We start from the raw sequence: 21,565 nt of genomic DNA, 5'->3' as shown, positions 1-21,565 counted from the left end.
TGCAAATTACTATTTATTGAGGTGATTTTAAACGTACAACGTATTACGTCCAACTTAAAACAATATCACACCTCAAACTGCAACTGGCTCAGATAACGATACAGGCCATTTTCGTTACCGATCAGTTCTTCATGGTTCCCACTTTCGATCACTTTCCCTTTTTCAAGAACAATGATCTTGTCAGCCTCGCGGATAGTTGAAAGGCGGTGGGCTATAATAATAGAGGTACGGTTCTTCATTAATTCTTCCAAAGCGTCTTGTACCAGGCGCTCTGATTCAGAATCCAGGGAAGAGGTCGCTTCGTCCAAAATTAAAATTGATGGGTTTTTTAACAATGCACGCGCAATAGCAACACGTTGCCTTTGTCCGCCTGAAAGTTTTACGCCACGCTCACCCACAACCGTATCATATCCTTCCGGGAAGGACGTAATAAAATGATGTGCATTAGCGCGTTGGGCTGCTTGTATGATTTCCTCTTTAGTAGCGCTCAATTTCCCATAAGCAATATTTTCCTGTATTGTACCGCCAAATAGCATTACATCTTGCGGTACGATAGCCACCTGGTTGCGGATATCGGTAAGACTATATTTGTCAGATGGTTGATGATCAAACAGGATAGTTCCACTTTGCGGGTGGTAAAAATGCAATATCAACGAAGCCATGGTGGACTTACCCGAACCGCTAGGCCCGACTATAGCGACCTTTTGCCCGGTTTGCGCTTCAAAGGAAACGCCTTTCAATACCTCAATTTCTGAGCGTGATGGGTAATGGAAGTTGACATTATCGAAGGCGATATTACCTTCTATCTTTTGCTTGATCTCGTTTTCAGCATGATCAATGGAAACATCTTCGCCTTTTTCGTCCAGTATTTCCAACACGCGCTCACTGGCACCAACAGACTTCTGTATGTTGGCATATAGTTCCGGGAAACTCCCCATTGCGCTGCCGACAAAAACAGCATACAGAGCAAATTTGAATAATTCGCCCACGGTTAGCTCATTGTGGCTTACTAATAAACATCCATAAGCAATTACAGTTACAATGGCCCCAAACATGCCGAATACGATGAATGATGCAAACAGTCCCCTGTATTTAGCGCCTTTTATAGCGATGTTTGCTACTTCACGAATATTTTTACCATAGCGACTGGCTTCATAGGCTTCATTTACAAAGGCCTTAACATTGGCAATGCCTTGCAACGTCTCTTCTACAATCGTATTTGATTCGGCGAGTTTATCCTGTGCCTTCCTTGAGAGTTTTCTGATGAACCGTCCAAAAAGTACGGCGGTTACTACTAATACTGGCAACACTACGAGCAAAGCCAATGTTAGCTTGATGGATACAATAGCCAGGAAAGTGATACCACCGATCAGTAATACCAACTGCCTGATTATTTCTGCAAGTGTGGTGGTTAATGTATCTTGTATTTGCGATAAATCGGCTGAGATACGGCTATTCAATTCGCCTACACGGCGATTGGCAAAGAAGTCCATTCGCAGTGTTATCAGCTTAAAATAAGTATCGCGTCTGATGTCAGCCAGCGATCGTTCTGCTATTTGCACAAACCAAAGTATCCTGAAAAAAGAAACAAAGGCCTGCGAGAAAAGGACGATCAATGCCAGCAAACCTATGCCCTGAACAGTAGCTGGTAAAAATTTGTTGGTGTGTTTTCCCTGCGCAGCATCGATCAGGCCACCTAAAAAAGATGGAAACGCAAGCCCAACCAAACTGGATAAGAATAGAAAAAATAAAGCTGCTATGAATTTGCCCCGGTAAGGCTGTACGTACGATAAAAGTTTGGAAACATTTTTTAAAGTTTGCCTGCTTAGTTTAGTTTTAGGAAGCTCTTCTCCCTGCTTGCCACCACTATTCAGACTACTTCTTCCTCTTGCCATTTTCTGATTATAAAAGCCACAAAATTAAGCCTTAACTGCGCGTTTTCTTGTTATTAAATATAAAATTGACACAAATAGGAGAACTACGGCGCCGATCAGGGTGCGTAACACGTTCTGCTGGTGGGCTTTTTCTTTTTGGGCTTCCTGTGTTAGCTGATCTATCTGGCTTCTTAACCGATTGATAGTATTCATATAAGCCAGCGTCACATTCTCCGATTCTGTAGAATGCGTTTGCGCCTGTTGCTGCTGGAAGACACGGTAATCCATCAATATTTTAAGCTCGCGGAATATATCGTCATCGGTTTTAACGATATCCATCAGAATATCATTCGACCGCCGGATATCTTTTTTAGTTTGCAGTCCGAATATACCGGTATGCATTTTCAGGCTCTGGTCGTACTGTCCGAACTTTTGCCGGCGCTGGTCCAGCATCTGGTTGATTTTAGCTCTTTGCAACTGATACGCTAAGGAGTCGGAGTTTGATTTTTGCGCAAAAACAAATACAGGAAATAAACACAGAAAGCAAAGTCCGGAAATTTTTTTCATATGCAATTATTCAAAATTGATGATAACGCTGTCGCCTAAATTCAATCCTAATAACCCGCTTGCATTGCCTTTGTTTATGGCGATCTCCAAATGATCACTTATTCCAAACAGGCATAGCTTTTCGCCCTCAGGAACCTCGTTATAATGCCAGCTCAAGTGATTAATCGTTTCGTTGCGCTTGAATGATAAAGTGAACTGACGACCCTGCTGCACTTTATTGAAAAACTCCTTGGTAATATTGGTGATCACATTCTGGAATGAATCGATATAGATCACCACACCCTTTATCATGTTTTTTTCCACAATAGGCTGCAGGTTCATCTTCTTTTCCATGGCAGCGATAGGTAAGCCGATCTCGCTCAACTTGCCTCCGCCAGCCAGGTGACATGCTGTTTTAACGAAAATGTCTGCCAGGGGGAAATGCAGAAATTTAAGGTCCTGCATAATATTTATCTCTACCATTTCGTCCGGTTCAGAATCGAACATCAGTGAAAATATTCCGTTATCCGACCCGACAAAATAATGATTTTTATAGCTGACCGCCAGGTACTTAGTGTCAGAATTATAAACGGTATCAATGCCTATCAGGTGGACAGTTTGTTCGGGGAAATAATAGAAACTGTTCTTTAAAATGAAAGCCGCCTGTTGTACATTAAAGGCAGCTACACTGTGAGTTATGTCTACAATGTTTACCGCTGGCAACAATTTTAAAATACTTCCTTTAAGTGCAGCCTGGTAAATGTCTTTGTCGCCCAGATCAGTAGTTAAAGTTATTATTGCCATTAATTTTTTAAATATTTATTGCTAATCTTGTGCTAGCATTTGATGCTACAAATATTCAATTTTTAATTCATAAAAAATTCTGCAACTATAAATTCATTACTGTTGAACGAACTTAAAATATCTATAGATAATGTGAACCCTGCTGTACTGTGGGGACCAAATAACGACCACTTCGAGATCATAAAAAAACAGTACCCAAAGCTAAAATTAGTTGCAAGAGGTAACGAGTTAAAGGTCTTAGGCGACGATCACGAACTGGCAGTTTTTGACGAAAAATTCACGCACCTGCTCAATCATGTCGAGAAGTTTGAGAACCTGAACATTACCGACCTGGAAAGGATTTTAGGTTCAAGAGCGACGATTCACCCTATTTCGGAATCCGTAAACGATAAATCGACAACAGGCGAGGTGCTGGTATTTGGCCCCAATGGTATATTGGTTAAAGCAAGAACCGCCAACCAGAAACGAATGGTCACTGGTATCGATAAAAATGATATCCTATTTGCCATCGGGCCGGCCGGTACCGGTAAAACCTATACTGCTGTTGCATTAGCGGTTCGCGCTTTGAAGAACAAAGAGATAAAACGTATTATCCTGACACGCCCGGCGGTTGAGGCAGGGGAGAACCTAGGGTTTTTACCTGGTGATTTGAAGGAAAAAATCGATCCATATCTGAGACCTTTGTATGATGCGTTGGATGACATGATCCCGGCCGAAAAACTGAAGGTCTACCTGGAGAATCGCACCATAGAAATTGCGCCACTGGCATTTATGCGCGGTCGTACGCTCGATAATTGCTTTGTGATATTGGATGAGGCACAGAACGCCACCGATATGCAGTTAAAGATGTTTTTAACACGTATGGGGCCATCAGCTAAGTTTATTGTTACCGGTGACGTGACGCAGATCGACTTGCCTAAAAAACAACAATCAGGTTTACATACTGCATTGAGGATTTTGACGGACATCAAAGGCATAGAGCTGATCTACCTGACAGGTGAAGACGTAGTGCGCCACAAGCTGGTAAAACGCATATTGGAGGCATACGGGGATATACAGTAACAGATATGAGATATTAGATGTGAGATATGAGACAGGGATTGTATGAATCTCACATCTCAAATCTCACATCTCAAATCTAAAACAAGAATGGACGCAATAAAAGAGACGCATTTTCATTTTCCAAAGCAGACCAACTTTTATAAGGGGAAAGTTAGGGATGTTTATACTATAGATAATAAATACCTGGCAATGGTGGTTACCGACCGCATCTCGGCTTTTGATGTGGTGTTGCCTGAACCAATTCCTTATAAAGGGCAGGTGTTGAACCAAATCGCTGCCAAATTTTTGCATGACACCAGCGATATCGTACCTAATTGGGTAGTTTCAGTTCCTGATCCGAGCGTAACTATCGGTCGCATTTGTGACCCTTTTAAGGTAGAAATGGTTATTCGCGGCTATCTGGCCGGCCATGCATGGCGTGAATATAGTTCAGGAAAAAGAGAGGTATGTGGAGTAAGTTTACCTGAAGGACTGAAAGAAAACGATAAACTGCCTGCGCCGATCATTACGCCGACTACTAAAGCGTCTGTTGGCCATGATGAGGATATATCTAAAGAACAGATACTTGAACGTGGTATCGTATCAGCTGAAGATTACGCGCAGTTAGAGAAATATACACATGCATTATACCAGCGCGGAACTGAAATAGCAGCAAAAAGGGGCTTGATTTTAGTGGATACCAAATACGAATTTGGAAAAGCGGATGGCAAGATTTACCTGATCGACGAGATCCATACACCGGATTCTTCCCGCTATTTTTACAAAGAAGGTTACGAAGAGCGCCAAAAGATTAATGAGCCCCAGAAGCAGTTATCAAAAGAATTTGTAAGAAGATGGCTGATTGAAAACGGCTTCCAGGGTAAAGACGGCCAGGTAGTTCCGGTTATGACTAAAGAAATAGTTAATTCAATATCAGATCGTTATATTGAGTTATTTGAACAAATTACAGGCGAGAACTTTGTTAAGTCTGACAATGACTCAGTTTTAAGCAGGGTGGAAGGAGCAATAAATAAAGCCCTTACGGCCTTGTAATTTTTTATTGTATGTAAAAAAATTATATCTTAGTAGCATAATTAACACAAGATGAAATTTACTGTTGATAAGCACGATAAATATGTTTTGTTGAAGTTGAACGAATCCAAATTGAATTCGTTGGTAACTCCACAGCTAAAATCTGAATTGATTCTGATCAATACTGAAGGGCAGAGAAATATCATCATGGACCTTTCACAGATAAAATTTGCTGACTCATCAGGTTTGAGCAGCTTATTAGTTGGCCACCGTTTATGTAAAAATGCATCAGGTGTTTTTATTCTTTCCGGCTTAAATGATGCCGTAGCTCGTTTGATCGCTATATCCCAGCTAGACTCCGTACTTTCTATTGTTCCGACCACCGAAGAAGCGATCGATCTTGTTTTTATGGAAGAAGTAGAAAAGCAGTTAAAGAAAGAAGCAAAATAACATCCAATGTTGTTTACCTGATATGAAATTTGAGGTAACAATACTGGGCAGCAGTTCGGCAACTCCAATCTACAATAGAAACCCGTCGGCGCAGGTACTAAACATTAATGATCGTTTATATTTGATTGATTGCGGCGAAGGCACGCAACAGCAAATGCTGCGCTTTGATGTAAAAGCCAGTCGTATCGATCATATTTTTATCAGTCATCTTCATGGCGATCATTATCTGGGCCTGGTTGGCTTGCTGTCGTCTATGCACCTTAACGGGCGTGTTAAAACACTAAAGTTGTTTGGACCGGCTGAACTAAAGGAAATCATCGATCTGCAGTTAAAATATTCGGATACAACTTTGCAGTACCCGATTGATTTTATTGCTACTCATGCCGATAAATCTGAAATAATATTGGATACAACCGATATCATTGTCGAGACTATTCCGCTCAATCACAGGATAGCGACCACCGGATTTTTATTTAAGCAGAAGAAGCGCCTAAAAAAGATCATAAAAGAGAAGATAATTGAACTGAATATCCCTATTAATCAATTCTCCGAGATAAAAAAGGGGGGGGATTATATCGCCCAGGATGGTACTGTCTATAAGAATTGGGAAATCACCAATAACCCTAAAGAACCGAAGAGCTATGCCTATTGTTCGGATACTATTTATGACGAAAGCTATTTTGCACAAATAAGCAATGTTGATCTCTTATATCATGAGGCAACTTTTTTAAATAGTATGCTCGACAGGGCACAAAGCACTTTTCACACAACCGCACTACAAGCAGGGGAAGTGGCGTTGAAAACTAATGCCAAAAAACTATTGATAGGACATTTCTCGGCCAGATATAAAACATTGATGGAACTTTTGGATGAAGCTATAAGCGTTTTCCCCGAAACGGAGTTAGCTGTTGAGGGGAAGACTTTTATAATTGAATGATTTTTTTGATGCAGATGTGCAAATGATAATGCCCAGATAATCTGCACATTTTCTCATTTGCACATATCATCCTCATTTATCCTTTTTCCCGCCAAATACCGAGAAGCTCACATATCGCTTTGGATGAGCCTTGAGGTCGATAAATAAAGCATTTAGATTGGCTGAGGCGTCGTTCAAATTTTTATACAACTTATCATCATTTAATAATAAGCCCACTGATCCTTGCCCATTATTAATCTTACTTATCGCAGCCTGTAGATCCGCAACCGCTTTATTGGCGTTATCAAGGGTTTGTTTGATATTACCATTAGCCATATCATGGCTCAAAGTTTCAGCATTGGAAGCAATGGCATTCAAATGTGACGTGCTTGTTTTTAGGTTGCCCGAAACATCCTCCGCATTAGCCATTATATTATTAATATGACCGCTTTGCGAAGCAACTAGTGCATCAAGCTTCTTCGTAGTGCCTTCCAGTGTTTGAAGTGAGTTGGCAATACTTAAAAAACTACGATCGACATTTTTTTGAAAATCAGGATTCAGAATTTTATTGACAGCTGCTAGTGAGGAATCTAATTTATTAATCAGGTGTTCAGCTTTTTTTTGTATTGGCTGCAGGCTTTGGGCAAGGCTACCCTGAACATCAGCTTTCAAAGTATCCTGGTCTTCAGCATAAACTTTACTGTTGCCCATTTCAAATACAATCGCTTTGGTTCCCAACAGATCAGTACTTACCAGTTTGGCGAGTGTATTATTAGGCACATTGTATTTAGGCTCTATCTTGAATTGAACGATGGTTTTACCATCGGGCCTCAAATCCATTTTAGAAACCCGGCCAATAGGGAAACCATTCACCAGGACAGGTTTAGATACGGAAAGACCTTCCACACTGTCATAAATAGCATAAAATTTATTAGTGCTGGAAAAAACATCGTTACCACGCAAATAGCTGTAAGTTAATATCAGGACAGTAATTCCCAGGGCCGTTAGTATACCTATTTTGGTTTCGTTTGATATCTTCATATGATAGATTTGAGATTTGAGATATGTGATTTGAGATATAAAATAGAGGCGATTGCAATGAAATCTAAACTGTCAGAATTTACCTCTTGCCGCTCTGTCTCATATCTCAAATCTTACATCCCAAATCTAATATAATTATTTGGCTACTTGTTCTATCTCATCCTTGTAGCTTTTTAACGCCCTTATAATTGCATCAACAACCTCATTTTGGCCGTTTTCTGAATTCAGGAATGCTTCATCGTCGGGGTTATTGATATAGCCCGTTTCCACCAATACAGCAGGCATAGCACTATGGCATAATACTAGAACACCTTGTTCGCGGATGCCTTCACTTCGTCTGCCGTCCTCAACAAACTCGTTATTTATAAGGTTCGCAAGGTGAATACTTTGTTTGCGGAACTTAGTTTTATAGTCGTTAATGAGAATCATCGTCAGCGGGTCATTAGCATCGGCGCTGGTTTGATTCATGTCCGCATCTTCTTCTATCTGGGTATTCTTTATCGCATTTTCTTCTTCTTTGGTACGATGAAATCCGTACACTAACATTAATACGCCTTTTCCGGAGCGGTCGGGAACTTCCACACTTCTGTAAACAGGTTTATGATGTTTATGACCGACAACTTCTCTGATGCGTCTTGGCGCCAGCGAATTACAGTGCAGGGATATAAATAGATCCCCTCTGTTTTCATTGGCAATATCGGCACGGTGCTGCCATGATACATCTTCCTCTGTTTTACGGGTTAATACTACTTTCACGCCCGTAAGCTCTTTTTCTATTGCAACCTGCAATTTTTTTGCAATGGACAGCGTTACATCTCTCTCATGGGAATATGAACCGGATGCGCCGGGTGAAAAGTGTCCTACCGCGCCCTCAGGACGCACACCGTGGCCAGCATCAACAATGATAGTCCGGAGTTTAAATGTACTATCGGTGGAGATATTCTTTATGGGAGTAACTGATCTAAAGGAGAATAGAGGTAGCGAAATGAGAAACGCCAATAAACCGTAAATCAATCTTTTCAATGCCTTATTTTTCATTATTTTTGAACGCTGTTAACTATACCTGCAAAAATACTATTCATATTCGATTTTGAAATTCGTAAGCCTGTTTTTTCTGCTAGTAATTATTTTAACGGTAAACGTAAAAGCATCCGCAAAGGTTAACAACTATAGAAGCTATAAACCGGTTGCCGATACTATTATAAAGCTGGATACCATTCGCGATAAAAAGCTTCTCAGGAATAAAAAACAGCCCAAAGGCGCAAAAGCACCAGCAGCTCAAAATGATACTACAAAGAAGAACGGTGGTTTAAAGTCAATTGTTACAGCTCATGCAGAAGATTCGACGCGATATGACGATGTGCACCAGATTTTATACTTGTATGGCAGAGCGCGTGTAACTTATGAAGACTTTGAGCTTGATGCTGATTATATAAGGGTCGATCAAAAGAATAAGATCATATTTTCCAGCGGCCGGATAGACCCGCTTACCCATCGATATATTGGGCGGCCAATTTCCAAACAAGGTAAAGATAAACCGGTGACCTCCGACTCCCTGTTGTTTCATTACGAGACAAAAAAAGGGAAAATATATAATGCATCTTCAGAGCAGGATGGCAACTTTATTACAGGCGGACAGGTTAAAAAATTGAACGAAACCGAAGCTGCCTACCGCAACATCATATTTAGTACCTGCGATCTGCCTTATCCCGAGACGCATTTCGGTATAGTAATAACCAAGGGTATCGGAGAAAAAAACAGGATTATATCAGGGCCCGCTTTTCTTGAAATTGAGGGGATCCCTTTACCATTAGCTATTCCATTTGGATTTTTTCCTAAACCGGATGCAAGATCGTCCGGTGTAATCATTCCAACATTTGGTGAAGATCAGCGGCTGGGTTTTTATTTAAGAAACTTCGGTTATTATATTGCTCTCAATGACTATATTGATTTGACAAACACCGGTACACTTTATTCAAAAGGTTCTTATGAGGTAAATACCACTGCACGGTACTTAAATCGTTATAAGTATTCTGGTTCGTTGTCATTAAGCTACAGTTCAACAAACTACGGATTACCTGGTGATCCTCCGAGTAAAGACTTCCATATTGACTGGTCTCATAGTGAAAACCCTAATGCCCATCCCGGCACTACTTTTAGTGCATCGGTTAATGCAGGTACGTCGGGGTTTTTTAAAAATAACCCGGCAACAGAAGGGTATAACATGAACAATCTTACTTCGAGCAGCTTACGTTCGAGTATTGCTTATGGCAAAACATGGGCAGGTACGCCATTCAACTTCACAGCCAATCTTTCTCACAGCCAGGATTTGGTTAACAAAACGGTAACACTGGAGCTGCCCACGTTCAATTTTAATATGTCTACTATAAGTCCTTTTGATTCGAAGGAGAGGGTAGGAACACAAAAGTGGTATCAAAAGATCACCGTAGGGTATAGCCTGCAAGGTACCAACAAGGTTACTGCTGTACCAGAGGCTGAGTTATTTAAAAGCGAGACGCTGACAAAACGTCTTCAAAATGGGTTTCAGCATAATATTCCCATTGGCTTCAATCAGAATTTATTAAAGTATTTCCAGTTTAGTGCTAGCATCAATTACCAGGAATGGTGGTATTTTCAGCATTATAAGGAACATTTTGCCAGAGGGAGCGTCCCTGGTCACGACTCATTGGTTTTTGACACGCTTAGTGGTTTTAAAAGAGCCGGTCAGTACAATGTGGGAGCTTCTTTATCTACAAAAATTTACAGTACGCTCAGCTTTAAGAACAGTAATCTAATGGCTATCCGGTATGTAGCAACACCTTCATTGAGTTTCAGCTATCACCCGGATTTTTCAGACCCCTCGTTCGGTTATTATCAATATGCAATCAGTTCTGCGACGATACCTTACCCTATCAGCTACCAGAAATACTCCATTTTCCAAAACGCGGTTTACGGAGGGCCGTCAACAGGGAAAACGGCGGGTTTGGGCCTGACTATTGACAATAATATTGAAGCCAAGATGCGGGCAAAGAGTACAGATACCTCCGGAACTGACAGAAAAATAAAAATTCTGGATGGCTTCAACATTTCTACTTTTTACAATTTTGCTGCAGACTCATTTAAGCTATCGGCTGTATCTTTCTCGGGACACACGGCGCTTTTTAAACAAAAGCTAAACGTTTCCATTGGCGGCAGCCTGGACCCATATGTAACCCAGGTACGCGATTCAATTGGAAATAATACGATTGTTAAATATAAGGTTCCTATCAATCGGTATACCTTCCAGGATGGGAAGTTCCCAACTTTAACATCGTTTAATGTTTCTGCAAGCGCAAGTTTAAATCCGGCGGTTTTTAAACCAAAGACGACCGCAACACCGACCCCTGGCAATACCTTACAAAATATGAACCCGGAACAAGCCGCTAAGCTTGCTTTGCTTAACAGTGATCCCAGCGCCTATGTAGATTTCAATATCCCCTGGAACGTATCGGTTAATTATAGCTTTAACTTCAATAATTCTTATACGTCCACCTATGTGACCAACACGGTTCAGTTGAGTGGTGATTTAAATGTCACACCCAAATGGAAAGTACAGTATACAACCAACTATGACCTTCGTCAGGGCAAATTAAGCAGCGCCACTTCTTTTGGCATTTATCGTGACTTGCATTGCTGGGATTTGTCTATGCAATGGCTGCCTTTTGGGTATTATAAATCCTATAATGTAACCTTGCGTGTAAAGGCTGCTATACTACAGGATTTGAAACTGACCAAAAGAAGTGATTATACCAGTAATCAATACTACACTCCTAATCAATAAAAAACGCTTACTTTGCGGAATGTTAGCTGAAATAATCACAATTGGCGATGAAATATTAATAGGACAAGTCGTCGACACTAACTCTGCATTTATAGCACAGAAACTGAATGCCATCGGAATTCATGTAAAGCAAATATCTTCCGTATCTGACGATAAAAAACATATTCTTGATGCATTAGCAGAAGCTCACCAAAGAGCAGATGTTATTTTGATTACAGGTGGCCTTGGACCCACAAAGGACGATATTACCAAAAAAACATTGGCAGAATATTTCGGCGTTGGCTTAGTTGAAAATGAAGAGGCTCTGCAAAATGTAGAAAAAATTTTCAGGCGCTTGCGCGGTGTATCAGAAGCCTTATTGGATGTAAATAAACAGCAGGCCCTCGTCCCTGAAAACTGCGAAGTAATATTGAATGCGAACGGAACAGCCCCTGGTATGTGGTTTAACTATCAGAGTAAAGTATACATGTCCATGCCGGGTGTACCTCACGAGATGATGTACATGGTGGAAGAGTCAGTAATCCCGAAGCTTAAAGCGACGTTTAGCCTTCCTTTTATCATTCATAAAACTATTCTGACAGTCGGTGAAGGGGAATCGTATCTCGCAGAAAAAATAGCTGATATTGAGAACTCTTTGCCACCTTATATAAAATTAGCGTACTTACCTAAACTTGGGCAGGTACGTTTACGTTTAAGCGGGTATGGTGATGATGAAATTTCTTTAAAAAAAGAAATTGAATTATTTGCCGGAAGAATTGTTGAACGTGTTGGCAAAGCAGTGGTAGCAGCGGAAGATATTGCACTTGAAAAGGCTATATTAAATTATATGGGTGAAAAAGAGCTCACTTTATCAACCGCTGAAAGTTGTACAGGTGGATATATTGCGCATTTGATCACCCAGCATCCAGGTTCATCAAAAGTGTTTTTTGGCGGCGCCGTTTCTTACTCGTATGAGTTGAAAGAAAGTGTCCTGGGAGTGAAGAATGAGACACTATGGCAACATGGTGCAGTGAGCCAGGAGACAGTGACTGAAATGGTAGAGGGGGCGTTGCTGAACTTCAAATCAGATTACGCTATTGCTGTAACAGGTATTGCAGGGCCTGATGGCGGTACGCCTGAAAAGCCGGTAGGAACAGTATGGATAGGAGTGGCTAATGCTGAAAAAACAATAACAAAGAAATTTCAATTTGGCAATAAACGCTTGCAGAATATCGAAAGGACAGCTATTGCAGCGTTAAACATGCTGCACTTATTGCTTGAGGAATTCAAAAACTAATAACTAATTTTGACCAAATTATATAGAACTATATGGCCAGATATCAACTGTTACTGCCAAAAATGGGCGAAAGTGTTGCTGAAGCTACCATAATCAAATGGAATAAAAATACAGGCGATTATATTGAAGCGGATGAGGCGGTAATGGAAATTGCTACTGATAAAGTAGATTCTGAAGTGCCTTCACCAGTTTCAGGAAAACTAATTCAACAACTTTGCAGCGAAAATGAAGTGGTTCAGGTGGGTGCAGTGATTGCTATTATTGAAACGGAGGGCGATGACGAAGCTCCGGCTATAGTTGCCGAACCACAAGAAATTAACCTACCCGAAGAACCGAAAGATGCTCCTGTTATTTCTGAACCTATACCGGGTATAGAACAATTAGAGGTAAAAGCTTCTGAAGAAAGCAAGGGATCGGGTAGATTTTATTCTCCATTGGTAAAAAATATTGCAGCTCAGGAAGGTATCAGCATAGAAGAACTGGATAAAATACCAGGGACCGGAGCAGAAGGCCGTCTTACTAAAGACGATCTGTTGAATTATTTGCAAAGCCCGTCATCCTTAAATAGCCAGACCGAACCACAACAAAGTTCATATGTTCCGCCTGTCCAGGAAGCTCCTCAGCCCAAAATTGAAACGCCGGCTTATAAAGCGCCAGAACCCATATTTGAAGATAAACCATTCTCTGTTCCCGCAGCCTCCGCATCCGGAAGGGATGAAATTATTGAAATGGACAGAATGCGCAGGCTGATTGCTGACCACATGGTGATGAGCAAGCATACATCGCCGCATGTAACTTCATTTGTGGAAGCCGATGTAACTAACCTTGTATTGTGGCGTGAAAAGGTTAAAGGTGCTTTTGAGAAAAAAGAAGGTGAGAAGATCACCTTTACCCCGATATTTATTGAGGCAGTTGTAAGGGCGATAAAAGATATGCCGATGATCAACGTATCCGTAAACGGCTACCAGATCATTAAAAAAGCGGCTGTAAACATCGGTATGGCTACAGCATTGCCAAGCGGTAACCTGATCGTTCCGGTTATAAAAAATGCAGATAAACTAAATCTTATAGGGTTGACCAAATCAGTAAATGATTTGGCAAATCGTGCCCGCAATAACAAATTGCAGCCCGATGATGTCAAAGATGGAACCTTCACTATCACTAATGTAGGTTCGTTTGGTAACGTGATGGGTACACCCATCATCAATCAGCCTCAAGCAGCTATATTGGCTGTTGGTGCTATCAAAAAGAAACCGGCGGTGATTGAAACCAAACAAGGTGATATGATTGCTATCAGACATATGATGTTTCTGTCGTTATCATACGATCATCGTGTGGTAGACGGTGCTTTGGGAGGTTCGTTCCTGCGTCGCGTGGCTGATTATCTGGAACAGTGGGATTTGGATAGAGCCATATAAAAATAGCCCCTAATTAAACACATACATACAAAAGAATAAAGGCTCCCATTTGGGAGCCTTTATTCATAAGCAGTGAAATGTTTATTCTAACACTTCTTCCGCTTGTTTTCTTGCCGGAGCTAAACTGACCCCTTTCAGCTGATCGGCAAAGGCGATGAAAGCCCTTTCGTTCAATATACGATGCTGGTTGTCGATCAGTTTTTGGAGGTTGATTTTTCCGATAACAAATTTATAATTGCCTGATAAATAACGTTCATGAATGTATTCAAAGCCCAAAGCTTCTACCAGGTCGTCGTCTTCATAACGTAAATAGATATTGATCTCAATATCATTAGTAAAGTTTAAGTCCTTTTTTGACTTAGCCTTTTTGTATTCATACTGATAATCGTAACGCAAAGCTGCTATATCAGATAATACCGCCGAACCAGTTGGGTGACCACCAGCGCCTTTACCAAAGAAGAACTGCTGATCGGCAAAGGCAGCCTGTACGATAACACCGTTATATTCATACTCCACATTATAGAGGAACTCACTTTCAGTCACGAATTTTGGAAGAACGAATAGTGCTACATGTTTATCATCTAACTCTTTTGCAACGGGTACCAATTTTATCTTCAGGTTTTTTTCACGTGCATATTGTAAATCATAAGCTGAAAGCGTTTGTATACCGATATTGAATACCTCTTCCGGTTTTACTACTACACCATAAGCGTGCGCAGCAGCAATTACCAGTTTAAACTTAGCATCATACCCGCCAACATCCATAGTTGGGTCGGTTTCTGCAAAGCCCAGGTCCTGAGCCTGTTTTAAGGCTGCTGCATAATCAAGTCCTTCAATAAAGCCTTTTGAAAGGATGTAGTTGGATGATCCGTTGAAAATGCCGCAGATGGAGTGCAGCAATTCGTTATCATAGTACTCTTCAAGGTTACGGATAATAGGGATACTGCCACATACAGCGCCTTCGTATAGCAGCGACGTGCCATATTGGTGCTGCAGGTCGATCAGTTCGTCCAAATGGTTGGCAATCATCTTCTTGCTGGCTGAAACCACGTTTTTGCCAGTTTTTAATGCCTTTGAAACGATCTCGAAAGCCGGTTCAGTCTCGTTGATCAATTCCACAATGGTATTGATCTCCGGGTTATCCAGCAGTTCGTCTTTGTCAGTAGTAAATAAATGAGACGGGAGACTACGTTGCTTGCTTCCGTCTTTTATACAAATTTTAACAATTTCAATGTTCAGATTTTTGGTCTTTATAATATCATGAAGACCCTGGCCTACTACGCCAAAGCCAAAAAGACCGATAGTTAACTTTTTACTCATTATGCGGATTGTTGCAGTTCTATAATTTTTCCTTTAACGTCTGTTTTAAAAAATGAAGTAATGACATTGGTTAATACTTCTGTTTCGATCAAAAAGCCATCATGGCCATAAAATGAATCAAATTCGGCAAAGGCCGCTTTAGGTATATGATTAAACAGGTATTGTTGCTCTTCGATTGGGAACAACACATCAGATTTGATACCAATCACCAGTGTTTTTGCCTTAATAAGGCTCAAAGCCTTGTCAATGCCATGCCTGCTACGGCCTACATTGTGAGAGTCCATTACTTTGCTCAGGTACCAGTAGCTATAAGCATTAAAACGTTTCACCAGCTTATCACCCTGATAATTCTGGTAAGATGATGCTTTGAAATCATCCGTTTTTTTGTCGCTATCTTCCTGTTGGGTAATTGAATAGGCTTTATAACTGCGGTAGGAGAGCAGGGCAATACTGCGCGCAGCTTTTAAGCCTTTGGAGCCACCGTCTGGTTTATTGGCATAAAAACTTCTGTCCGCAGCAATTGCTAACCGTTGCGATTCATTAAATGCAACACCCCATGGTGAATGACGTGCATTTGTAGCAATCAAAATGACATTTTTAATGCGGTTTGGTTCGATGATAGACCATTCCAAAGCCTGTTGTCCGCCAAGGGAACCACCGATCAAAATTTTAACATCATTGATACCCAGATGATCTGCTAATAACCGGTGAGCATTCACCATATCGCGAACAGTAATTTCGGGGAATGACAGATAATAGGGCTGACCAGTTGTTGGGTTTTCGCTCAACGGGCTGGTAGTACCATAGTTTGAACCGAGGATATTGGCGCATACAATAAAGTATTCTTCCGGATTGAAGTAATCGTTTGCTCCAAACAAGCCTTTCCACCAGTCAAAAACATCAGAATTTGCGGTGAGGGCATGGCAAACCCACACCACGTTGTCCCGGTCTTTATTCAATCTTCCATATGTATGGAACCCAATTTCAAGTCCCTCCAGCTTTTTACCTGATTCGAGCTTGAATGTTTGCGAGTATGTATAAGTCTGTCTGCTCATTCTGTTCATTTGCTACTGCGGATGCGGCTGAAATTTGATCAGCCACATTCCGTAATAACTTTCTATATCACTTAAAAAAAACTAAAAACGTTATAAGGCCTGCATTTAATTGAGGCTAAACTCAGTCTCACCTTGTTTAATTTTGGCAAAGGCCTGTTCAAAATCTGCTTTTATATCATCAATATGTTCAATACCTACTGCTACTCGCAACGAGTTTGGTGTAACACCTGCTGCCAGTTGTTCTTCATCTGAAAGCTGCTGGTGCGTGGTTGCCGATGGCTGTATGATCAGCGTTTTAGCATCGCCTACGTTTGCCAGGTGGCTCACCAATTGCAAACTGTCAATGAATCTTCCGGCTAATTCCTTATTGCCTTTTATCTCGAAGGATAATACAGCGCCATAGCCATTTTTCAAATATTTTTTTGCAAGAGTATGGTACTGTGATGATTCCAATCCTGGATAGTTCACTTTTGCTACCTGGGGATGAACTTCCAGCCATTTAGCCAGTTCCAAGGCATTATCTACATGCCGTTGTACACGTAGCGAAAGCGTTTCCAGTCCCTGTATGAAAAGGAAGGAATTAAATGGTGATGCTGACGGTCCAAAATCGCGCAGGCCCTCCACACGTGCACGAATGATAAACTGGATATTGCCAAACGGTCCGCCTATTCCAAATACATCAGAGAACACCAATCCATGATAACCTTCTGATGGTTCGGTGAATTGCGGGAATTTGCCATTACCCCAGTTGTAATTACCCCCGTCGACAATCACGCCACCTATACTGGTGCCGTGTCCACCGATCCATTTAGTAGCTGATTGTACCACCACATGAGCCCCGTGCTCCAGCGGACGGAATAAGTAACCGGCCGCGCCGAAAGTATTATCCACGATCAACGGTAGATCATACTTTTTAGCTAATGCGGCAATTTTTTCAAAGTCAGGGATGTTGAATTCAGGGTTACCCAAAGTTTCTACATAAATGGCTTTGGTTTTACCGTCAATGTGTTTCTCAAGGCTTTCGGCGCTATCGTCTTCAGCAAACCGCACGTCAATTCCCAGGCGTTTGAATGATACTTTAAATTGATTGTAGGTCCCGCCATACAAGTATGGTGAGGTAACAAAGTTTTCACCAACCTGTAAAATATTGTTTAAAGCCAGGAATTGTGCTGCTTGCCCGGAAGCAGTTGCTAATGCGGCTACACCGCCTTCCAATGCTGCGACGCGTTTTTCAAACACATCGGTGGTTGGGTTCATGATGCGGGAGTAGATGTTGCCAAATTCCTTTAAAGCGAAAAGGTTTGCACCGTGCTCAGCGCTTTTAAAGACAAATGAACTGGTTTGATAAATAGGCACAGCCCTCGAGCCTGTTGTCGGATCAGCTTCTTGTCCGGCGTGCAGTTGCAATGTTTCAAATTTTAATGTTGACATGGTAGTAAAATTTTAATGTGTAAGTAAGTTCTTGCTTGGTAATGAATTAGTTTTTTGGTTTTGGGTAAAGAAAATACCTTACCGTTGTTGGCTACACGTGAATTAAATAATAAACCCAATCGTGTAAATTAACAACAGTAACACATGCACATGCAGCCGTCGGAATAGCTGTAAGAAATTGACAGGTCCCTGAAGGAACAAAGAAATTGCTGGAGTGTGGTTTTAATTAATCTTTTCATGGTTGTTAATTTATATCCCCCGGCGTCCATTCGCCGGGCCAGGATTTGGCACCTTCTCCACTCTGGAGGGTTGCCAGCGGGTCTTTGAGCCTGATCTCTCGCCGCTTCTTTATAAACCAAAACCTGTATGATAGGTAATGATCGAGGTATTGCTACCAAATAATGTTGCAAACATAGCTTATAAAGGGCTATATCTCCAAATTAAATTTTATTTTCTTAGCAAAAAGATGAAAGGCAAAAGAGCAAAGCGGCTTTTTTTCTGATTTTTGCTTTAAGCTTTCAGCTCAAAAATGGCGCAAAAGGCACTCAAGTTGGCGTGTATACACCTCATCGCCGGTCCATTTTGCATCTAACTTTGATAAAAAAAGCTATGTCAGCAAAAAATCAACTTTTAGCACAATATGATCTGCACGATGTATTGTTCAATAATGTTATCGATAATATCAGCGATGAGGAAGCCAATAAATGTATTGTAGAACCATTAAACAGTATTAAATGGCTGGCAGGTCATCTTTTATGGGCACAACGAAATTTAGTCAGAATAAGCGGTGCACAAGTAGAAATTCCCTGGACCGGACATTTTCTAACGATACAAGGCTCTACTGAAGAAGAAAGAAAAATGTCAAAGGGCGAATTTCCGACTATTGAACAGCTTAAAGATAAATGGAACGAAACAACTCCGGCAATAAGAGCGGGTTTGGCTAATCTTCCTGAAGAAGCATTAAATGCGGTTATTGAAGCCAGGCATCCAATTGCCCCTTTTGATAATTCCGTGGCAGGCTTATGGGCATTTATTAATGATCACCAGTCATACCACATCGGTCAGATCGGTATTTTGAGAAGAGCCCTTGGTAAAGAAGCGATGCAATACTTCAGGAAAGCAGAAGCGATGAAAGCCTAATCGAGAGCTTGTGTAAGGTCTTCTATTAGGTCATCAATATGTTCAAGGCCAACGGATACCCGCAGTAAATTATGCGGTGTTTTAGTATCGGGGCCTTCTACGGATGCACGGTGCTCTATCAAACTTTCAACTCCGCCTAAACTGGTTGCCTGGGTGAATATTTGCAATTTATTGACCACCTTCCGAGCTTCATCCGAACCGCCTTTTACACAAAATGATAGCATGCCACCAAAGTTTAACATTTGCGCTCTAGCTGTTGCGTGCTGTGGGTGCGACAACAACCCGGGATACATCACTTGCTCAATTTTAGGGTGATTTTCCAGGTATTCGGCAAGTAGCTGTGCATTATGGATATGGCCTTTAACACGATATGGCAGTGTTTTGATGCTTCGGGTTAAATAATAGCAATCCATAGGCGAGGGGATAGCACCACCCATTTCCTGTACCTGGCGGATTTTTGCCCACCACTCATTTTTCTGGGCTGTAATCAAAGCGCCACCCATCAGGTCGCTATGCCCGCCGAAATACTTGGTAGAAGAGTGCATCACCATATCTGCTCCGAGAGCTAAAGGCTGTTGGCCGATAGGAGTGGCGAAGGTGTTATCGCAAACTACCTTTATATTGTATTTGCGAGCGGTATCAACTATTGCTTTTATGTCTGTGATCTTCAATAAAGGGTTCGATGGTGTTTCCACCCAGATCAATTCTGTGTTCGGTTTAATATGTGCCGCTAAAACTGCCGGATCATTGATATCAACAAAATCGAACTCCAGTGTGTTAGCAAAAAGATTTTTGATCTGGTTGCGTAAGCCGTGGTACATGTCATCCGGCCCAATAATATGTGTGCCCGGTTTCAATGTCTGAAAAACGGACATGCCAGCTGCATTACCCGAAGAAAAGGCTGCCGCGTCTGTACCACCTTCTAGTTTAGTTAGTACATTTTCGAGCGAAGTCCGGTTAGGATTACTTGACCTGCTATAAATATATCCCGCAGGAAATGAGCCATCTGCCTCGCGCACAAAGGTGGTCGACATAGTAATAGGCTGAATTACCGCTCTGGATGATTCATCATTATGATTGCCTGCATGAATAGCTATAGTCTCGATTTTCATAAAGACAAACTTAAAGTTTTGTGATCAGTAAATTAATGTTTACACACGCTTTACATTAACATTTCCTATTTTTGCAGCAAAGTTTTTTCAATGGAAGCCGGAAATAATTTACGCTTATTATTGCAGGATCCTGATCTTTCTGCTGATTTAAAGCACATTGCGCAAAAAGTGTTGGATGGTGAGCGCATCACATTTGATGAAGGCGTTTTGCTGTACGAACAAGGTGAATTGGGATATTTAGGTGTGCTGGCGAATTATATCCGCGAGAAAAAACATGGTGATAATACCTATTTCAACCGCAATTTTCATATCGAGCCTACCAATCTTTGTGTTTACGATTGTAAGTTCTGTTCGTATTCGCGCCTGATCAAGCAACGCTCGGAAGGCTGGGAATACACCATGGAAGATATGCTGAACATGGTAAAAAAATACGACGATGAGCCGGTAACTGAGGTACACATAGTAGGAGGTGTTTTACCCCAATATGATGTGCCGTTTTATACGGAATTGTTCAGCAAAATAAAGGCACATCGACCCAACCTGCATGTAAAAGCGTTGACCCCTGTTGAATATCATTATATCTTCAAGAAAGCCAAAATTGATTATGCTACAGGTATGAAGATGATGAAAGATGCCGGCCTGGAGTCAATCCCGGGTGGCGGGGCCGAGATATTTCACGACGAGATCCGCGACCAGATATGCAAGGATAAATGTACCGCCGATCAATGGCTGCAGATACATGAAGAATGGCATAAACTGGGTATGCGTTCCAATGCTACCATGTTGTACGGGCATATCGAAAAATTCTGGCATCGGGTAGATCACATGGAACGCTTGCGCCGATTGCAGGATCGTACCGGTGGTTTTCAGACTTTCATTCCATTGAAATTCCGTAACCAGGATAATCAAATGTCACACGTGCCGGAGTCGACAGTAATTGAGGACTTGCGCAACTATGCTATTGCACGTATTTACCTGGATAATTTCGATCATATTAAAGCTTATTGGGCAATGATCAGTCGCAATACCGCGCAGTTATCATTGAATTTCGGAGTGGATGATATTGACGGTACGCTGGACGATACAACCAAAATATACTCAATGGCTGGTGCAGAGGAACAGCATCCGGGCATGAGCACCAAACAATTGGTAGAGCTGATCAAACAGATTGGCCGGAAACCGATTGAGCGCGATACGCTATACAATGTAGTGACCGACTATACCGATTTTGAATTTCCTGAAGAAGTAAAACCACAATTTTATAAGCTGCCAGTGATTAACTAAAAGCA

18 protein-coding genes and 1 riboswitch are annotated in these 21,565 nt (G+C 41.4%); of the genes, 9 read left to right on the top strand and 9 right to left on the bottom strand.

Translation table 11 applies throughout. From position 1 onward, the window contains the following. Positions 1-65: 65 nt before the first annotated feature. Genes Q3A68_RS04255 through Q3A68_RS04245 form a run of 3 tightly spaced genes read right to left on the bottom strand, consistent with a single transcriptional unit; the run spans position 66 to position 3,224 of the window. Positions 66-1,895, bottom strand: coding sequence for an ABC transporter ATP-binding protein (locus Q3A68_RS04255; protein WP_302899809.1), 1,830 nt, complete (start codon positions 1,893-1,895; stop codon positions 66-68). A gap of 24 nt (positions 1,896-1,919) precedes the next feature. Beyond that, the gene (locus Q3A68_RS04250; protein ID WP_302899808.1) at positions 1,920-2,441 is read right to left on the bottom strand and encodes a hypothetical protein; all 522 of its coding nucleotides are present in this window, start codon (positions 2,439-2,441) and stop codon (positions 1,920-1,922) included. 6 nt (positions 2,442-2,447) lie between these two features. Further along, on the bottom strand, positions 2,448-3,224 hold the full coding sequence (locus tag Q3A68_RS04245; RefSeq protein ID WP_302899807.1) for an SAM hydrolase/SAM-dependent halogenase family protein: 777 nt from the start codon (positions 3,222-3,224) through the stop codon (positions 2,448-2,450). Positions 3,225-3,326: 102 nt separating this feature from the next. Here Q3A68_RS04245 and Q3A68_RS04240 point away from each other — a divergent pair, with 102 nt between their 5' ends. From Q3A68_RS04240 to Q3A68_RS04225, 4 genes are all read left to right on the top strand, one after another. After that, a complete protein-coding gene (locus tag Q3A68_RS04240) occupies positions 3,327-4,286 on the top strand; it encodes a PhoH family protein (protein WP_302899806.1) in 960 nt (319 codons plus the stop codon). Positions 4,287-4,373: 87 nt separating this feature from the next. After that, on the top strand, positions 4,374-5,318 hold the full coding sequence (locus Q3A68_RS04235; RefSeq protein ID WP_302899805.1) for a phosphoribosylaminoimidazolesuccinocarboxamide synthase: 945 nt from the start codon (positions 4,374-4,376) through the stop codon (positions 5,316-5,318). Positions 5,319-5,369: 51 nt separating this feature from the next. After that, positions 5,370-5,747 carry an STAS domain-containing protein gene (locus Q3A68_RS04230; RefSeq protein ID WP_302899804.1) on the top strand — a complete coding sequence of 126 codons (378 nt, stop codon included), beginning with the start codon at positions 5,370-5,372 and terminating at the stop codon, positions 5,745-5,747. A 22-nt stretch (positions 5,748-5,769) separates the two neighbouring features. Then, positions 5,770-6,684, top strand: a complete 915-nt coding sequence (locus Q3A68_RS04225) for a ribonuclease Z (protein ID WP_302899803.1) — start codon at positions 5,770-5,772, stop codon at positions 6,682-6,684. A gap of 72 nt (positions 6,685-6,756) precedes the next feature. On the opposite strand, the gene Q3A68_RS04220 is transcribed toward Q3A68_RS04225, so the two are convergent. Next, entirely contained in the window at positions 6,757-7,704 is a 948-nt protein-coding gene (locus tag Q3A68_RS04220) for an MlaD family protein (RefSeq protein ID WP_302899802.1), read from the bottom strand. A 135-nt stretch (positions 7,705-7,839) separates the two neighbouring features. Further along, complete coding sequence (locus Q3A68_RS04215; RefSeq protein ID WP_302899801.1) at positions 7,840-8,742, bottom strand: N-acetylmuramoyl-L-alanine amidase family protein; 903 nt, start codon at positions 8,740-8,742, stop codon at positions 7,840-7,842. Positions 8,743-8,794: 52 nt separating this feature from the next. Between Q3A68_RS04215 and Q3A68_RS04210 the strand changes: the two genes are divergently transcribed. Genes Q3A68_RS04210 through Q3A68_RS04200 form a run of 3 tightly spaced genes read left to right on the top strand, consistent with a single transcriptional unit; the run spans position 8,795 to position 14,218 of the window. Further along, positions 8,795-11,524, top strand: coding sequence for a putative LPS assembly protein LptD (locus tag Q3A68_RS04210; RefSeq protein ID WP_302899800.1), 2,730 nt, complete (start codon positions 8,795-8,797; stop codon positions 11,522-11,524). A 19-nt stretch (positions 11,525-11,543) separates the two neighbouring features. Continuing rightward, positions 11,544-12,800, top strand: coding sequence for a competence/damage-inducible protein A (locus tag Q3A68_RS04205; RefSeq protein WP_302899799.1), 1,257 nt, complete (start codon positions 11,544-11,546; stop codon positions 12,798-12,800). A gap of 32 nt (positions 12,801-12,832) precedes the next feature. After that, positions 12,833-14,218 carry a dihydrolipoamide acetyltransferase family protein gene (locus Q3A68_RS04200; protein ID WP_302899798.1) on the top strand — a complete coding sequence of 462 codons (1,386 nt, stop codon included), beginning with the start codon at positions 12,833-12,835 and terminating at the stop codon, positions 14,216-14,218. A gap of 81 nt (positions 14,219-14,299) precedes the next feature. Here Q3A68_RS04200 and Q3A68_RS04195 read toward each other — a convergent pair whose 3' ends face one another. The 3 genes from Q3A68_RS04195 to Q3A68_RS04185 form a co-directional block, all read right to left on the bottom strand. Continuing rightward, the gene (locus Q3A68_RS04195; RefSeq protein WP_302899797.1) at positions 14,300-15,538 is read right to left on the bottom strand and encodes a homoserine dehydrogenase; all 1,239 of its coding nucleotides are present in this window, start codon (positions 15,536-15,538) and stop codon (positions 14,300-14,302) included. After that, on the bottom strand, positions 15,538-16,593 hold the full coding sequence (locus Q3A68_RS04190; protein WP_302899796.1) for a homoserine O-acetyltransferase family protein: 1,056 nt from the start codon (positions 16,591-16,593) through the stop codon (positions 15,538-15,540). Before Q3A68_RS04190 ends, Q3A68_RS04195 begins: the two co-directional genes overlap by 1 nt. Before the next feature lie 105 nt (positions 16,594-16,698). After that, a complete protein-coding gene (locus Q3A68_RS04185) occupies positions 16,699-18,024 on the bottom strand; it encodes an O-acetylhomoserine aminocarboxypropyltransferase/cysteine synthase family protein (protein WP_302899795.1) in 1,326 nt (441 codons plus the stop codon). 246 nt (positions 18,025-18,270) lie between these two features. Then, positions 18,271-18,381: riboswitch (SAM riboswitch) on the bottom strand. Positions 18,382-18,633: 252 nt separating this feature from the next. Between Q3A68_RS04185 and Q3A68_RS04180 the strand changes: the two genes are divergently transcribed. After that, positions 18,634-19,164, top strand: a complete 531-nt coding sequence (locus tag Q3A68_RS04180) for a DinB family protein (protein ID WP_302899794.1) — start codon at positions 18,634-18,636, stop codon at positions 19,162-19,164. Here the strand turns inward: Q3A68_RS04180 and Q3A68_RS04175 are convergent. Continuing rightward, positions 19,161-20,276 (bottom strand): trans-sulfuration enzyme family protein, encoded by a 1,116-nt coding sequence (locus tag Q3A68_RS04175; RefSeq protein WP_302899793.1) that lies wholly within the window; start codon positions 20,274-20,276, stop codon positions 19,161-19,163. The two genes, Q3A68_RS04180 and Q3A68_RS04175, sit on opposite strands and share 4 nt — an antisense overlap. Before the next feature lie 90 nt (positions 20,277-20,366). On the opposite strand from Q3A68_RS04175, the gene mqnE reads away from it, so the two are divergent. Then, complete coding sequence (mqnE, locus tag Q3A68_RS04170) at positions 20,367-21,560, top strand: aminofutalosine synthase MqnE (RefSeq protein ID WP_302899792.1); 1,194 nt, start codon at positions 20,367-20,369, stop codon at positions 21,558-21,560. The last annotated feature ends 5 nt before the right edge of the window (positions 21,561-21,565 follow it).

The sequence above is a fragment of the Mucilaginibacter tolerans genome (assembly GCF_030519375.1).
In the GTDB taxonomy this organism is placed as follows: domain Bacteria; phylum Bacteroidota; class Bacteroidia; order Sphingobacteriales; family Sphingobacteriaceae; genus Mucilaginibacter.
Note: the sequence above shows the minus strand (reverse complement) of the source record. Positions and strands in the feature narration are given on the sequence as shown.

Excerpts from the sequence above, each read along its gene's own strand:
- Q3A68_RS04255 (WP_302899809.1), bottom strand. The coding sequence starts at position 1,895 with ATGGCAAGAGGAAGAAGTAGTCTGAATAGTGGTGGCAAGCAGGGAGAA.
- Q3A68_RS04250 (WP_302899808.1), bottom strand. The coding sequence starts at position 2,441 with ATGAAAAAAATTTCCGGACTTTGCTTTCTGTGTTTATTTCCTGTATTT.
- Q3A68_RS04245 (WP_302899807.1), bottom strand. The coding sequence starts at position 3,224 with ATGGCAATAATAACTTTAACTACTGATCTGGGCGACAAAGACATTTAC.
- Q3A68_RS04235 (WP_302899805.1), top strand. The coding sequence starts at position 4,374 with ATGGACGCAATAAAAGAGACGCATTTTCATTTTCCAAAGCAGACCAAC.
- Q3A68_RS04230 (WP_302899804.1), top strand. The coding sequence starts at position 5,370 with ATGAAATTTACTGTTGATAAGCACGATAAATATGTTTTGTTGAAGTTG.
- Q3A68_RS04225 (WP_302899803.1), top strand. The coding sequence starts at position 5,770 with ATGAAATTTGAGGTAACAATACTGGGCAGCAGTTCGGCAACTCCAATC.
- Q3A68_RS04220 (WP_302899802.1), bottom strand. The coding sequence starts at position 7,704 with ATGAAGATATCAAACGAAACCAAAATAGGTATACTAACGGCCCTGGGA.
- Q3A68_RS04215 (WP_302899801.1), bottom strand. The coding sequence starts at position 8,742 with ATGAAAAATAAGGCATTGAAAAGATTGATTTACGGTTTATTGGCGTTT.
- Q3A68_RS04205 (WP_302899799.1), top strand. The coding sequence starts at position 11,544 with ATGTTAGCTGAAATAATCACAATTGGCGATGAAATATTAATAGGACAA.
- Q3A68_RS04200 (WP_302899798.1), top strand. The coding sequence starts at position 12,833 with ATGGCCAGATATCAACTGTTACTGCCAAAAATGGGCGAAAGTGTTGCT.
- Q3A68_RS04195 (WP_302899797.1), bottom strand. The coding sequence starts at position 15,538 with ATGAGTAAAAAGTTAACTATCGGTCTTTTTGGCTTTGGCGTAGTAGGC.
- Q3A68_RS04190 (WP_302899796.1), bottom strand. The coding sequence starts at position 16,593 with ATGAGCAGACAGACTTATACATACTCGCAAACATTCAAGCTCGAATCA.
- Q3A68_RS04185 (WP_302899795.1), bottom strand. The coding sequence starts at position 18,024 with ATGTCAACATTAAAATTTGAAACATTGCAACTGCACGCCGGACAAGAA.
- Q3A68_RS04180 (WP_302899794.1), top strand. The coding sequence starts at position 18,634 with ATGTCAGCAAAAAATCAACTTTTAGCACAATATGATCTGCACGATGTA.
- Q3A68_RS04175 (WP_302899793.1), bottom strand. The coding sequence starts at position 20,276 with ATGAAAATCGAGACTATAGCTATTCATGCAGGCAATCATAATGATGAA.
- mqnE (WP_302899792.1), top strand. The coding sequence starts at position 20,367 with ATGGAAGCCGGAAATAATTTACGCTTATTATTGCAGGATCCTGATCTT.